Source organism: Phaeovibrio sulfidiphilus, assembly GCF_014861485.1.
Taxonomy (GTDB): domain Bacteria; phylum Pseudomonadota; class Alphaproteobacteria; order Rhodospirillales; family Rhodospirillaceae; genus Phaeovibrio; species Phaeovibrio sulfidiphilus.
Map to the genome: position 1 here is coordinate 52947 of NZ_JACZHT010000003.1, position 14166 is coordinate 67112.

The 14166-nt window shown below is 68.9% G+C and carries 10 protein-coding genes; 4 read left to right on the forward strand and 6 right to left on the reverse strand.

Annotated elements, in window-relative coordinates:
• Positions 1-502 precede the first annotated feature (502 nt).
• Together IHV25_RS05100 and efp are read right to left on the reverse strand one after the other, a co-directional pair.
• Positions 503-1309, reverse strand: coding sequence for an inositol monophosphatase family protein (locus IHV25_RS05100; protein ID WP_192534033.1), 807 nt, complete (start codon positions 1307-1309; stop codon positions 503-505).
• 6 nt (positions 1310-1315) lie between these two features.
• Complete coding sequence (gene efp, locus IHV25_RS05105; RefSeq protein WP_192534034.1) at positions 1316-1882, reverse strand: elongation factor P; 567 nt, start codon at positions 1880-1882, stop codon at positions 1316-1318.
• Positions 1883-2018: 136 nt separating this feature from the next.
• On the opposite strand from efp, the gene epmA reads away from it, so the two are divergent.
• Positions 2019-3113 carry an EF-P lysine aminoacylase EpmA gene (epmA, locus tag IHV25_RS05110; protein WP_192534035.1) on the forward strand — a complete coding sequence of 365 codons (1095 nt, stop codon included), beginning with the start codon at positions 2019-2021 and terminating at the stop codon, positions 3111-3113.
• Between the two features lie 259 nt (positions 3114-3372).
• Here epmA and can read toward each other — a convergent pair whose 3' ends face one another.
• Positions 3373-4332: a carbonate dehydratase gene (can, locus tag IHV25_RS10550; protein ID WP_274605249.1), complete on the reverse strand. Its 960-nt coding sequence runs from the start codon at positions 4330-4332 to the stop codon at positions 3373-3375.
• A 130-nt stretch (positions 4333-4462) separates the two neighbouring features.
• Between can and dut the strand changes: the two genes are divergently transcribed.
• A complete protein-coding gene (gene dut / locus IHV25_RS05120) occupies positions 4463-4909 on the forward strand; it encodes a dUTP diphosphatase (RefSeq protein WP_420825415.1) in 447 nt (148 codons plus the stop codon).
• A gap of 241 nt (positions 4910-5150) precedes the next feature.
• Here the strand turns inward: dut and mtgA are convergent, their stop codons facing one another.
• From mtgA to IHV25_RS05135, 3 genes are all read right to left on the reverse strand, one after another.
• Positions 5151-5975 carry a monofunctional biosynthetic peptidoglycan transglycosylase gene (gene mtgA / locus IHV25_RS05125; RefSeq protein WP_192534037.1) on the reverse strand — a complete coding sequence of 275 codons (825 nt, stop codon included), beginning with the start codon at positions 5973-5975 and terminating at the stop codon, positions 5151-5153.
• A 3-nt stretch (positions 5976-5978) separates the two neighbouring features.
• Positions 5979-7232 carry a WG repeat-containing protein gene (locus IHV25_RS05130; protein ID WP_192534038.1) on the reverse strand — a complete coding sequence of 418 codons (1254 nt, stop codon included), beginning with the start codon at positions 7230-7232 and terminating at the stop codon, positions 5979-5981.
• 399 nt (positions 7233-7631) lie between these two features.
• Positions 7632-8726, reverse strand: a complete 1095-nt coding sequence (locus IHV25_RS05135; RefSeq protein ID WP_192534039.1) for a UDP-3-O-(3-hydroxymyristoyl)glucosamine N-acyltransferase — start codon at positions 8724-8726, stop codon at positions 7632-7634.
• 443 nt (positions 8727-9169) lie between these two features.
• Here IHV25_RS05135 and IHV25_RS10645 point away from each other — a divergent pair, with 443 nt between their 5' ends.
• Together IHV25_RS10645 and shc are read left to right on the forward strand one after the other, a co-directional pair.
• The gene (locus IHV25_RS10645; RefSeq protein ID WP_192534040.1) at positions 9170-10960 is read left to right on the forward strand and encodes a PAS-domain containing protein; all 1791 of its coding nucleotides are present in this window, start codon (positions 9170-9172) and stop codon (positions 10958-10960) included.
• Positions 10961-11907: 947 nt separating this feature from the next.
• On the forward strand, positions 11908-13959 hold the full coding sequence (gene shc, locus IHV25_RS05145; protein ID WP_192534041.1) for a squalene--hopene cyclase: 2052 nt from the start codon (positions 11908-11910) through the stop codon (positions 13957-13959).
• Positions 13960-14166 lie beyond the last annotated feature (207 nt).

The following is a 14166-nucleotide window of genomic DNA, read 5'->3' on the forward strand; positions in this document are numbered from 1 at the left end:
TGCGGCAAGGTGCGGGGGCGACGGACATCGCTCCGCCGCGGGCCGTGCACACCGGTCACCCAAGGGCTACCCGGAGGGAGCGCCAGACACACGGCGCGCGCTGACAGGACACGGAGGGGGCGGCACGACAGGACGTGGAACGACATCACAGCGCGTGGCACAGCGTGCCATAGCAGGACGCGGCGCGGCGGCACGGCACCGCGCGCAATGGCACACCATCGCAGGACGCAACGGGGTGCGGCCCAGCACGACGGGGCACGGCGCGCCACCGCACATCCCGCCCCCCCTCCGGCGCGACCGGGCACGAAAAAGGGGAGCCCGAAGGCCCCCCTGGGTCTGCATGTGTAAGCCGGTGCACAGCCTGTGCCGGTCCCCCGGTCCACCCGCGAGCGCCGCTTCAAGCGACGCAGGGCGGGTCCGAAGGCGTGGGGCCCCACCCGAAGCCGGGGAACCCCGGCACGCCCGGATGGGCCCGGACAGCGCCACGACCAGGAAGGAGACCCTAGGCGGCCCCGCCCTCGTCGATTTTCAGCACCTTGAGAAGCTGGGGGTGCAGGGCCGCGTTCGCCGCCGCCACCGAGCCGGTGGCAACCGGATTGCCCGTTCCCTGAACCGTGGTCACGTAGCCGCCCGCCTCGCGCACGAGCAGGATGCCCGCCGCCACATCCCACGGCTGGAGGGTCTCCTCCCAGTAGCCGTCCATGCGGCCCGCCGCCACGAAGGCGAGGTCCAGCGAGGCCACGCCGAACCGGCGCACACCCGCCGACACGGACATCACCCGGGCCAGACGCATCAGGAACTCGCGGTGTCCGGGACGCCCCTGGAAGGGAATGCCGGTGGCGAAAACGCTCTCCGCGAAATTCGTCCGGGCCGCGACACGCAAGCGGCGGTCATTGTGATAGGCGCCGCCGCCCTTCTCCGCGGTGTAGAGATCGTCGGTCACGGGGTTGTAGACCACACCGGCCGTAATCTCTCCCTTCTCCTCAAGGGCGATGGAGATGGCAAAGTGCGGGATCCCGTGCATGAAGTTCAAGGTGCCGTCCAGGGGATCGACAATCCAGCGCCGGGTCTTGTCGGCCCCGTCCTGGGCTCCGCTTTCCTCCATCAGGAAGGAATAGTCGGGCCGGGCGCGGCTCAGCTCGGCCTTCAGGATCTGTTCGGCCCGGGTGTCGGCGACCGTCACGAAATCGCTGGGCCCCTTGCGGGACACCTGAAGGTTTTCCAACTCGCCGAAATCGCGAATCAGGCCCTTCGCGGCCATACGGGCCGCGCTGACCATGACATTGAGGTTGGGAGAACGCAGAGCCATGTCCGCCTACTTCGCCCTTTCGACGTATTCCGGAGGAATGGTGGTGCTGACCACGATTTTGGTTCCGGCCTCGATGAAGGGCGGGATCATGACCTTGAGGCCATTTTCCAGAACGCCCGGCTTGTAGGACGAGGACGCGGTCTGGCCCTTGACCACCGCATCGGCCTCGACCACTTCCAGGATCACCTGGGAGGGGAGGTTGATGGAGACGGGCTGGCCCTCGATCAGGTCGACCGTGACCTGCATGCTCTCCTGGAGGAACGCCGCACGCTCGCCGATCATGTCGGTGGGCATGGTGAACTGCTCGAACGTCTCGCTGTCCATGAAGGTGTAGCCGTGATCGTCCTGGAACAGGTACTGGGCGTCGCGCTCGCGCACTTCCAGGCGCTCGACCGTGTCGGCGGTTCTCCAGCGCTCGTTGGTCTTGTTGCCGCTTTCAAGGTCGCGCATCTCGACCGCGATGAAGGCGCCGCCCTTGCCGGGCTGGATCAGCTGGATTTTCAGAACGCTCCAGCGCTTGCCCTGGTGCTCGAGAACGTGCCCGGGGCGAATCTGGTTGGCTTGCATTTTCATGGAAATTGTCCGTAGATTGTCGTCCGCAAAAAGCGGACCCTAGCAGGATCGGGCCCGTGGCGCAACATCGGGCTGGTTGTCCCGCCTGTGCCGGGTCTGGTGCTGTGCTGTTTTTCTCTTCCGGTAGCCCTGCCCCATGACCTCCCGTTCCGGCGCCACGCGCCATTGGTTTGACCGAACCCTCCACGCCCGCCGCCGCCCCGCCCTGCTTCTGAGGGCAAAAGCCGTCTCCAGTCTCCGCCGTTTTTTCGAGGCCCGCGGTGTGCTGGAGGTCGAGACCCCGGCCCTCCAGGCCTCGCCGGGGCTGGAGCCCCACCTCTCGGCCTTCGCCACCGAGCTGGCCGAGCCCTTCGAGACCGGGCGCAGCACCCTCTACCTGCACACCTCCCCGGAATTCGCCATGAAGAAGCTTCTGTGCGCGGGGGAGAGCGACATTTTCCAGCTGGCCCGGGTCTTCCGCAACGAGGAACGCTCCGACACCCACCACCCGGAATTCACCATGCTGGAGTGGTACCGCAGCGGCTTTTCCCTGTCGGACCTGATGGACGAGACCGAGGCCCTGGTGCAGGCCGTCGCCCGGGACGTGGGGGTGGACACCCTCACCTGGAACGGACACCGGGTGGATCCGCACCAGCCCTGGGAGCGCCTGAGCGCCGCCGGCGCCTTCGCGCGCATTGGCCTCGACCTGAACGCGGCCCTTGAGGCCGGCGTGCGCCTGAGCGGCAGACCCATGGAGCCCGATCCCCGCCCCCTGGCCGCGGCCGCACGGGACCGGGGCCTGGCCCTGAACAGCGCGGAGCACGATCGCTTCGACGACGTGTTCTTCCGGATTTTCCTCGAACACATCGAGCCCGCCCTGGGCTGCGAGCGCCCCACCCTCCTGTACGGCTACCCCCTGTGCATGGCGGCCCTGTCGCGCCCCTCGCAGGCAGAGCCCGGAACCTGCGAGCGCTTCGAGCTGTATGTGGGCGGCCTGGAGCTGGCCAACGCCTTCGGCGAGTTGCAAGATCCGCAGGAACACGTGCGGCGCTTTACAGCGGACATGGACGTGCGTGAGGCCCTGTACGGCACCCGCTACCCCATCGACGGGGACTTTATTGCGGCGCTGGAGCAGGGCCTGCCCGAGTGCTCGGGCATTGCGTTGGGCTTTGACCGGCTGGTCATGCTGCTGGCCGGGGCCGCCACCATTGACGACGTTCTGTGGGTGCCGGTCTGCGCCAACCCCACCTGAGCTCCGGACCGGAGCCGGACGCCACAGCCGGGGCCATGGCCGAGGGCTGCAGGGACGTGATCGCCTTCCCCGGACCGGAGCCGGACGCCACAGCCGGGGCCATGGCGGTCAAGGCGGGCACAGCGGCGGCTCCCCCGGGACCGGACAGACCACGCCGGATCGGACCGCCTGCGCACCGGATCGGACCGGGCCCGGCACCACCGGACCCGGGCGGACCGGCCCTTGGCCTGCGCCCGTCAGGAATCCGTGCGGCCGGTGATCACCTTGCCCGACCGGGTTCCTCCGTCGGCGACCCGACCCGCACGTACTCCCGTTCCTCCGCAGTTTCCGGAGCGGTGCTCCGGGCATCCCTGGACACGACCGGCGCGTATTCCCGCTCCTCGGCGGTCTCGGGGGCCAGATCCCGGGCACTGGGCGGCGCGAGCGGAACCGTAGCCCGGTCCTCCGCAGTTGTCTGCCCCTGAGCCTCCGCAGCCTCCCCGGCCTCGGGCGCGGCGGGATCCGCACTGTCTGCAGGCGGGGCCTCCGCGGCGGCCACCGCCTCCGGATCCGGAGTGACCACCGGGCTCACCCCGTTCAGGGAGGACACATCCAGCCGGAGCATGTCCGGCAGGGCCTCGGGGCCCGTGATGGTCACGTTGAGATCACGCACAAGACCGTCGTTCAGGGAGTAGATCCAGCCGTGGACCTGAAGCTCCTGCCCCCGGTGCCAGGCGTTCTGGACCTGGGGCATGCGGGCCACGTTCTGAACCTGGTGGATGACGTTCAGCTCGCACAGGCGGTCCACCTTGGCCTCGGGGGTCTCGATGGCGTCCAGCTCCACCCGGTGCTGGCTCGCCACGTCCTTGATGTAGGCCAGCCAGTGGTCAATCTTGCCGTAGCTTCGGCAGGACAGGGCCGCGCGCACGCCCCCGCAGCCGTAGTGGCCGCTGATGATGATGTGCTCGACCCTGAGGACGTTGATGGCGTACTCGATGACCGAAATGCAGTTCAGGTCGGAGTGGGGAACCACGTTCGCAATGTTGCGGTGGACAAAGAGCTCTCCGGAATCCAGGCCGACGATCTCGTTGGCGGGAACCCGGGAGTCCGAACAGCCGATCCAGAGATACTTGGGTTCCTGGATCGCCGAGAGCCTTCGGAAATAGCCGGGTTCCAGTTCCTCCCGGCGGACCGCCCAGTTGCGGTTGTTCCTGAAGAGCATGTCGATGGGTGGGGGCATCGCGTCCTCTCGTCTGTTTTTTCGTGCGGAAACCTTATAAAACGATACGGAACCCCCCGTCGAGGCCGTTCTCCGGGGTCCACACCCCAAAATGGGTGCCCCAATACCGAATCCGGAAGGAAACCTGCCGTTGAAACTCCTTGTCCACTACCTCGAGCACTATGATTTCGACCAGTACGGCCCGCTTGCCTACGCCCGCCAGCATGACGCCGGTTTCGATCTCCGGGCCGCCATCTCCGAGCCCGTGACCCTGGAGCCGGGGGCCATCACCGCCATTCCCAACGGGTTTTGTGTCGCAATCCCCGAGGGTTTTGAAATGCAGGTCCGCTCACGCTCCGGGCTGTCCCTCAAGGGCGTGATCGTCGCAAACGCCCCGGGAACCGTGGATTCCGGCTACCGTGGCGAGGTCAAGACCATCCTGACCAACATCTCCCCGGTCGCCCACACCATTGCCCCGGGAGACCGGATCGCCCAGGCGGTTCTGGCCGCCGTCGCCCACATGCCGTTCGAGACGGTGGACACCCTGCCGGAGTCGGAGCGGGGCGCGGGCGGATTCGGATCCACAGGGACGGCCTGAGCACGAAGGGTCCACAGGAACCGCCTGACCCCGGGACACCGGGCAGCGAACGGACCCGCACGGGCCCGGCCACGGCGCCCACAGGAATGCCGCAACACCGGACCCGCACGGGCCCGGCCACAGCGCGGCGTCCCTGGCCCCCGGCTCCAAATGACCGGCCCCGAACGCCAGCCCTGACCCTCGGGCCCCGCATCAGGCGCCAGGAGCCAGGCGCCGGAATCCTGGGGCCACCGGATGCCGCTCAGGGGCAGGCCCGCCCGTCGCGCACGGGCATGGCGCCCACCTGACGCTCCACCCAGGCAGCCCGGCCGGCAACCGGGCCGGTCTCCCGGCGGGGATCCCGGTGGCGGGGATTGGGCAGCACCGCCACCAGCCGCGCGGCCTGCGAGCGGTGGAGCAGCCGGGCGGGAATGCCGAAATAGTGCCGGGACACGGCCTCGGCACCGTAAATGCCCGGCCCCCACTCCACCGTGTTCAGGTACACATCCAGGATGCGGTTCTTGCTCCAGAAGGTTTCCAGGAGGACCGTATACCAGACCTCCAGACCCTTGCGAACCGGGTCGCGGCCGCCCCACAGGAACACCGTCCGCGCGGTCTGCATGGAGATGGTCGAGGCCCCCCGAAGGCGCCGGCCCGAGCGGTACTCCCCCCAGGCGCTCCCGATTTCGGCCCAGTCAAACCCGGAATGCTCGCAAAAGCGCTGGTCCTCGCTGGCCAGGACCGCCCGGCGCAGGGTGTCCGGGATCCGGTCGTGGGAGATCCAGCTTTTTTGGGGCCACTCGGCCTCGGCCAGGCTGCGCTGGACCATGAGGGGCGTCAGGGGCACCGGCAGCACAGACCACAGGGCCACCCCCAGCAGGGGCCAGACCAGCAGGGCGAAGACAAGAACGCCGGCAACCACTTTGAGAGCCCAAGCCAGCGGCCGGAAGGACCGGCCCGGGCGCGGCGACGGATGGTTCAGGCGAAAGCGCAGCCAGCGCAGGCGCGGCCCGGACCCCTCGCGCCGGGCACCCGAACGGGGCGGAACAATCCGGGCCTCGCGGTCCGGCACAGGAAGATGGTCCATTCCCTACTCCGGCTTCGCACAGCGGAGGGCCTTCGGGTCCGCCGGCCACAGAACCCGACCGTCGGGAGCCTTCGCAACCCGGAGCGCCCCGCACACCGGCTCCAGCCTCAGCACCACCCGGCCCGAAGGGTCCAGGTAACGGATCTCCTGCCCCAGCCGGACCCGGGCCAGGCCGCCGGGCTCAACGTCCCGGGCCTCGTCGTAGGCCGGGGGAATGACCCACGTGCCGCGGGCATCAATGTAGCCCCACAGGCCGTCCTGCCGGGCGGGCAGCAGCCCCTCCGACGACAGGCGCAGGCCCAGGCTCTCCCAGCGGGGCTTGACCACCCACGCCCCGCTCAGCCCCACAAGGCCCCAGAGCCCGCCCTCGCGCGCGAAACACAGGCCGTCGCCATGACACGCCCGCATGTCCTCGAACCGGGGCTTGATGACGATGCGTCCCGCCGTTCCCACAAGGCCCCAGCGCTCCCCGACCCGCACCGGCGCCACGGGCTCGGAGCCCGAGAACGCTCCGGCCTCATCGTAGGTCTCCCGGCTCACCGGATCGCCGGAGGGGCCCACCAGCCCCCAGCGGCCGTCGCGCATGCGCGCAGGGGTCAGGTCCGAGCCTCCCCAGGGCCTCAGGGCGTCGAACCGCGGGCGGATCACCCAGGCGCCGTGACGGTCGATCACTCCCCAGCGCCCCCGAACCTGCGCCAGAGCCGTATTCCGCTCGTGGAAACCGGTCACGGCCTCCAGCATGGGGGGGATGACCCAGCGACCGGTCCGGTCAATGAAGCCCCAAAGCCCCCGCTCCCTGGCCCGGGCAATCCCGGTGGACTCGAAGGGGCACGCGTCCTCGAACCGGGGCCCGATCACGGACTCTCCCGACAGGTCCACGTAGCCCCAGGAACCGTCCAGGCGCACCGGCGCAAGGGAGGCGGCCTCCACATCCTTTGCGGACTCAAAGCGCGGTGCCACCCGCCAGGCCCCCGAGGTGTCCACAAAGCCCCAGCGCCCGCCCTCCATCACCGCAGCGACGCCCGAGGCCGTGAAATCCCGGACCGCCTGGAAGCGCGGCGGGATGACAAGCGCGCCGGAGGAGGACACAAAGCCCCACGCACCGTTCAGATAGAAGGGAACCGGGCCGGGATGGCTCTTCGCGACCCCGGATGCATCGACGGAACGGCAGGACGCCGCCCGGGCAGGCGTGACAACCAGCGCCGCACACAGCAGCGCCAGGGCTGACAACAGGACACCCCGGCTCTTCAGCACCACGCGCACAGTCTCCCTTGCACACCCCGCCCCCGAACAGTCCGCCCGCGGAACCGGCCCCGGGCTGCAGGCAGCCCCTACTCCAACCGGGCTGCAGGCGCCCGCATTACAGACAGAAAGTGTAAACCAGACTCCCGGACCGGAGCAATTGGACAGAACCGCTCCCCGGCAGGACACCCGCACCCCGGTCCCGCGACCGGCAACAGCGGGACACCACCGCACTCGGGCGCAAACCCCGAACCGCCCGGTAACCGCCGCCAACACGGCAGCGCACCCCCGGCACGCCCCCGACCCTTGACCGTCGCGCCGACCGCTGGCAGCACGAGCCCGTGCCCCGCGTCACACCCCCGGCCCCGGCTTCGGACCGGGGGAAAAGCCTGGCGGCAAGCCCGGCCCGTGGGCCTACTTGCCCCGGCCGTCCTCGAGGAACGAGGCGAACGCCTTGCGGAAGTCCGAGACCTCGCGGAACAGGGCCTTCAGCTTGGACTGGTAGACGAAAATCTCCATGGTCTCCTTGCGCGGCCGTGCGGGATAGCCCATCCAGACCTCTTTTTCCGGGATCTCGCCCATGACGCCCGAGCGTGCGCCCACCACCGCGTGGTCCCCGATCTTCGCGTGATCAGCCACGCCAACGCCCCCCGCAAGAACCACGCCGTTTCCGATCACCGTGCTGCCCGCGATCCCCACCTGCCCGCAGATCATGCACAGCATGCCGATCCGGACGTTGTGGCCGATCATGACCAGGTCATCGATCTTGGTTCCGCTGCCAATACAGGTGTCCGTCAGGGTGCCCTTGTCGATGCAGGTGTTGGCGCCAATCTCCACATCGTCGCCCACGACCACAGAGCCGAGCGAGTGAATGCGCGCGATGTGCTCGTTGAAGGAACTGACCTTCCCTGAGCCGCTGGAGCGGGCATGCTCCACCGATCCCGGCTCGGGGGTGACAAAGCTGAAGCCGTCCGCGCCAAGGGCCGCGTTGGAGTGAATGATCACCCGGGCGCCGATACGGACCCGCTCGCCCACCCGCACGCCCGGGTGCAGCAAGGTGTCCTCGCCGATGACCGCATCCTGACCGATGGAGACGTGATTGAGAATGCGCGCGCCCCGGCCAATGCGCGCCCGGGGGCCCACATACACAAAGGCCCCGAGAGAGGCATCCGGAGAGACCTCGGCACCCGGCTCCACCACCGCGGTGGGATGGATCCCCGGAGCCACAAACGGCTCCTGCCCCAGCGCCCCCGTCAGCCGGTGAAGCGCATACCGGGGACGGCCCACGCACACCCAGGCGTCCAGGGTGCCCTCCGGCGGCTCGGTCCCGTTGGCGAGAAGGCCGACGCGGGCCGGCGAGCGGCCCAGATCGCCCAGGAGCTCCGGCTGCATGGCAACCGCAAGATCGGCCGACCCCGCCTCGACCGGAGGAAGGGGGCGCGCGAACTCCAGGGAGCCATCCCCATGAAGAGTTCCACCAAGAAGATCGGCAAGCTCCTGAAGTTTCATTTTTTTGCTCGGACTGGACGGAAAGGACAGAAGGCGGGAGGCCCGGCTGGGGACCACCGGCCGCGTGCCCCGATCATAGCGGACCCGGGGCGCCCTGCGCAACGGGACAGCCGGGGGAGCGGGAGCGCACGGAGGGACGCCCCCACCGAACGCCCCGTCCTTTCCGGGAACAGACACCCAGGGCCTAAAGATGCTTGACTTTTTCGCGCGAAAACCGAGCCTGAACCCAACCCTGAACCTCCCTCAGCCGAGACCCGCCGATGGACCCGGACCGCTTCGTCCTTTCCCAGACCGATACCGAGGATCTGCCCGAACCGCCGGCAGCTCACGACCCCGCGCCTTCGGCAGCCCCGGCGGCTGACACGGGCCCGAAGGCTGCCAGGGCCCCATCGGCTCCCGCCAAAATTGCTCCGGCCACAGGGGCTCCGGCAGCAGACCCGGCTGTGGCCGTTACCGGAGCGGCAGGGCCCGCCGCCACTACTCCCGCCGCCACTCCCGCCCTCGCCGCTCCCGGCGGCACTCCCGCCCCCGCGGAAACCCGGACCGGCACCCTGGTCCCCACGGACAGCCTGGTCCCGTTCGCCCTGCCGGCGAGCGTGCCGTCCTCCTGGATCGTCTCCGCCAGCATTCTGGTCCTGTGCCTGCTTGGGGTGGGGCTGTCCCTTCTTGTGTCCCACCGGCGCGCCCGGACGAAAGCCCTGCAACACAGCCGCAAGGATACAGAGGACTTGCGGGAACTGCTGGCGACCTGCCCGGACGGGCTGTTCCTGTGGCGATCAGAGGGAGGCACCGCAGGCCCCGGGAAAACCCCGGGCACGCTCACGGCCGGAGGCGGGACAACCCACTGCTCGCGCCGCCTTGCGGTGCTTCTGGACCTGGCCGCGGGGGAGCAGGCCTCCTTTAAGGATATTCTGGAACATTTTTCCGAAGACGACGCCCGGGCGCTGAAAACTGCCTTCGAGGCGGTGCGCTCCGACGCCAGAACCTTTACCCTCGAGCTGGGGGACACCCTCAGCGGGCGGCGGATCCGCATCACGGGGCAGCCCGTGGGCACCATGCGCACGAAGCCCTATGACGCGGTGCTCTGGATGCGGGACATCACCCGGGAGGAAACCTCGCGGGAGCGGCAGAACGCCTCCCTGGCCTCGCTTGGGGAGGAGCGCGACCGGCTGCGGGGCATGCTGGACGCGCTCGCGACACCGGTGTGGGCCCGCAACGAGGAACTCCTGCTGACCGAGTGCAACGCGGCCTTTGTGCGGGCGCTCGACGTGCCCGGACGCACCCAGGCCCTGGCCAGCCGCCGCGAACTGGTGGACGGCACCGCCGCCCTGGAGCTGCGGGCCCTGGCCGCCGGATCCCGCGCACGCATGGCCCCGGCCCGGGGACGCTTCCACGCGGTGGTCGAGGGCGAGCGGCGCCTGTTCGAGGTCACCGAGCGCCCCGTGGGTGTCGGAACCCTCCACCGGACCACCGTGGGCCAGGCCATTGACATCTCGGCCATCGAGGAGGTCGAGGACCGGCTGGAAAACGAGATCGACACCAACGCCGCCGTGCTGGAGCGGCTGACCTCCGGCGTGGCCTTCTTTTCCGCCGACACCCAGCTGCGCTTCTTCAACCGGGCCTGGGCGCGGCTGTGGAAGCTCGATCCGCGCTGGCTGGAGACGGGCCCGGACTACGGCGACGTCCTCGAGCGCCTGCGCGAAGGCCGCAGGCTCCCCGAGGTGGCGGACTTCCCGGCCTACAAGGCGGGCGAGATCGCGTTCTTCACCCGGATGATGAGCCCCAAGGAGGAGATCCTCCACCTGCCCGACGGGGCCACCTTGCGCCGGGTCGTGGCCGCCCACCCCCTGGGCGGACTGATCATCACCACCGAGGACGTGACCGACAGCCTGGCCAAGGAGCGGGCCTACTCCCAGATCAGCACGATTTTCGGCGAGACCATCGGCCACCTGCGCGAGGGCGTGGCCCTGTTCGACGCCAACGGGGTTCTGCATCAGGCCAGCCCCGCGTTCGGGCTGTTCCTGGAAATCGGATCCCCCCTGCCGCCCCTGACCATCATGAGCTTCCTGGAGCGCATGCTGCGGGAAATCCGCTCGGGGGCGGATGCGGCCATGCTGCGCGACCACCTGAACGCCCGCTCCGGGGATGCCTCCCTGATGCTGCGCAGCGGGCGCATCGTGAACTACCAGGTGGTGCCCCTGTCCGACGGGGGCTGGATGATGCTGGTGGAGTGAGGGCTGAACAGGGGACAGGGGACAGGGGACAGGGGACAGGGGACAGGGGACAGGGGACAGAGGACAAGAGGACAGGGAACCACAGGGGACGGGGAACCAGGGGACAGGGACAGGGGACAGGTAGCGAGCGACCAGGGGACCGGAGGGCAAGGGGGCGGCCCCCGCCTTGCCGCACCACCCCACCGTGCCACCCCATTGCCATTCCCATACCCTTCCGCCTGTGCAGCTCCGCACCGGGCACGCATCCTGCCAGGTCCCCTTCCGCCCGCCGCCTGGAAACGCCATTCCCCACACCCTTCCCCTTCCGCTCGCCGTCCCCAACGCCATTCCCATACCCGTCCCCCTGTGCGGCTCCGCACCGGGCATGCACCCTGCAGTCCCCTTCCGCCCGCCACCTTCCCGCCACACCATTCCCCTTCCCGCTCCTCCCGCCGCCGGCAACGCCATTCCCCATCCCCTTCCGCCCGCCGCTGGCGACGCCATCCCCCACACCCGTCCCCCGCCGCAGTCCTGTCCGTTTCCCGCCGGATACCCCCCGCGACCACCCCCAATCCTGGGCCCGGCCCAAACGGAAACGCGTTTTTCCCCCGCCCCTCAACGATCAATTGTTGCAAAAATGTCTCAGTGGACCAATTTTATGCTGCACTGCACCAGCGGCTCACTTGACTTGCGGGACGGTTTTTTTCCATACGTAAGTCTGCTTTGTATGGCGACCGCCCGGTCGCTCCCGGATCCGGACATCCGGACCAGCCCGCGATCCAGTGCCACGCGGGTCTTTCCGAGCCTGTGCGCCGCATGGATTTCCCTGCACGACGGTTTCACGCGGGCTCGCCCGTGATCCCGACCTGCACGGCGATCCGTGCCGTCTCCCGGAAGGTCTGCCGGACCAGATCGTGCCCGACCCGTGTGCGGTCCGGCCCAAACCGAAAGAAGAGTGTGTGAAAAAAATGGAATGGATTGGAGCTACAGGAGAGGGCAAGGCCCTCAAAAACCCGGCGGTTTCCGCCCGGAGCGCTTCCGGTGCGCCTGGCGCGCACGCGGCCGGACAGTCCAGCGGCACGGGCGTGGATGACGCCCGTCTGGACTCTGTGATCGACGAGGCCTCGCGCTGGCTGCTCGACCAGCAGAAGTCCGACGGCCATTGGGTCTTTGAGCTGGAGGCCGATGCCACCATCCCCTCCGAGTACATTCTTCTCAACCACCACCTGAACGAGGGGATCGACCCCGCCCAGGAGGCCCGGATCGGAAACTATCTGCGCGCCATCCAGGGCGATCACGGCGGCTGGCCCCTGTACTACGACGGCGACTTCAACATGTCCGCCTCGGTCAAGGCCTACTATGCCCTGAAGCTGATCGGCGACGACATCAACGCGCCCCACATGGTTCGCGCCCGCGAGGCGATCCTGAAGCACGGCGGGGCCGAGAAGTCCAACGTCTTCACCCGCATGACGCTGGCCATGTTCCAGCAGGTTCCCTGGAAGGCCTGCCCCTCGACGCCGGTCGAGGTGGTCCTGCTGCCGAAGTGGGCGCCCTTCCACATGAGCAAGGTGGCCTACTGGTCCCGGACGGTCATGGCGCCCCTGATGATCCTGTGCACCCGCAAGGCGAAGGCGGTCAACCCGACGGGCATCGGCGTGCGGGAGCTTTTCCGCGAGGATCCCTGGACCCTCCGCAAGTGGATGACCAACGCCACCGGCCACTGGATGGGCGGGGCCCTGATCCAGTTTGACAAGGTTCTGCGCACGGCCGAGCCGCTGTTGCACCGGCTGTTCCAGAAGAAGGCCGAGAAGTGGTGCCTCGACTTCATCGAGGAGCGCCTGAACGGCCGCGACGGCCTGGGCGGGATCTACCCGGCCATTGCCAACACCCTGATGGCCTACCACGAGCTGGGCCTGCCCAAGGACCATCCGAACTACCGGATCGCCCGCGAGGCCGTGGACCTGCTGTGCGTGCGCCACGGGGACATCGAGTACGTTCAGCCGTGTCTCTCGCCGGTCTGGGACACGTGCCTGTCCTCCCACGCCCTTCAGGAGGCGGGACTGTCCGGCAAGGACGAGCCCATCCGCAAGGCCAACGAGTGGCTGCGCGAGCGCCAGATCCTGGATGTGCGCGGAGACTGGATCTCGCGCCGCCCGGACGTGGTCCCCGGCGGCTGGGCCTTCCAGTACCGCAACGACCACTACCCGGACGTGGACGACACCGCCGTGGTGGTCATGGCCATGGACCGCTCGAAAGAGGGCGCGGTCAACGACGAGTCCATCCGCCGCGCCGAGGACTGGATCATCGGCATGCAGTCGTCCGACGGCGGCTGGGGTGCGTTCGAGCCCGAGAACACCCACTACTTCCTGAACTACATTCCCTTTGCCGACCACGGCGCGCTTCTGGACCCGCCGACGGTGGACGTCTCGGCCCGCTGCGTGGGCATGCTGGTCCAGCTGGGCAAGATGCGCAACGACCCGGACGCCCGCAACGAGGCGGCAATCCGGAAGGGGCTGGACTACATCTTCTCCCACCAGGAGGAGGACGGGTCCTGGTTCGGCCGCTGGGGCACGAACTACCTCTACGGCACCTGGTCGGCGCTGAACGCGCTGCACGCCGCCGGGGTGGACAAGAACGATCCGCGCGTGCGCAAGGCCGTGGACTACATCAAGGGGCGCCAGCAGCCGGACGGCGGCTGGGGCGAGGACTGCGCGTCCTACTGGGAGGAGCGCAAGGCCGAGGTCAAGGCCTCCACCCCCACCCAGACGGCCTGGGCCCTCATGGGGCTGATGGCGGCGGGCGAGGTCCACTCCCCCGAGGCGGAGCGTGGCGTCAACTACCTGTTGAACGCACCGCGCAACGGCGGAAAGTGGGACGAGCTCTACTACAACGCCGTCGGATTCCCGCGCTTCTTCTACCTGCGCTACTACGGCTATCCGGCGTTCTTCCCGCTCTGGGCCCTTGCACGCTACCGCAACCAGACCCGCGGCGCCGTGCTTCAGCCCTTCTGCGGCATGTAGGACCACGCGACGGCCTGCCGTCCGGGATCCATATCAGGAACCGGCGGCAGGGACCGGCGGCACACGCCCTCGGCAAGGACCGACGGCAGGGACCGGGGTCCGGCGCCCCATGGCAGAGCCCGTTACCGGGGGCACACACCAGAGGCGCCCCGGGGCCGGGTACACGGGCGGTCCCGACCGGCAGACAGCCCGCGGGGGGAGGCAACT

Bases quoted from the DNA above. Each gene is read 5' to 3' on its own strand.
- mtgA (WP_192534037.1), bottom strand. From the start codon at position 5,975: ATGGACCATCTTCCTGTGCCGGACCGCGAGGCCCGGATTGTTCCGCCC.
- can (WP_274605249.1), bottom strand. From the start codon at position 4,332: ATGCCCCCACCCATCGACATGCTCTTCAGGAACAACCGCAACTGGGCG.
- IHV25_RS05100 (WP_192534033.1), bottom strand. From the start codon at position 1,309: ATGGCTCTGCGTTCTCCCAACCTCAATGTCATGGTCAGCGCGGCCCGT.
- shc (WP_192534041.1), top strand. From the start codon at position 11,908: ATGGAATGGATTGGAGCTACAGGAGAGGGCAAGGCCCTCAAAAACCCG.
- epmA (WP_192534035.1), top strand. From the start codon at position 2,019: ATGACCTCCCGTTCCGGCGCCACGCGCCATTGGTTTGACCGAACCCTC.
- efp (WP_192534034.1), bottom strand. From the start codon at position 1,882: ATGAAAATGCAAGCCAACCAGATTCGCCCCGGGCACGTTCTCGAGCAC.
- IHV25_RS05135 (WP_192534039.1), bottom strand. From the start codon at position 8,726: ATGAAACTTCAGGAGCTTGCCGATCTTCTTGGTGGAACTCTTCATGGG.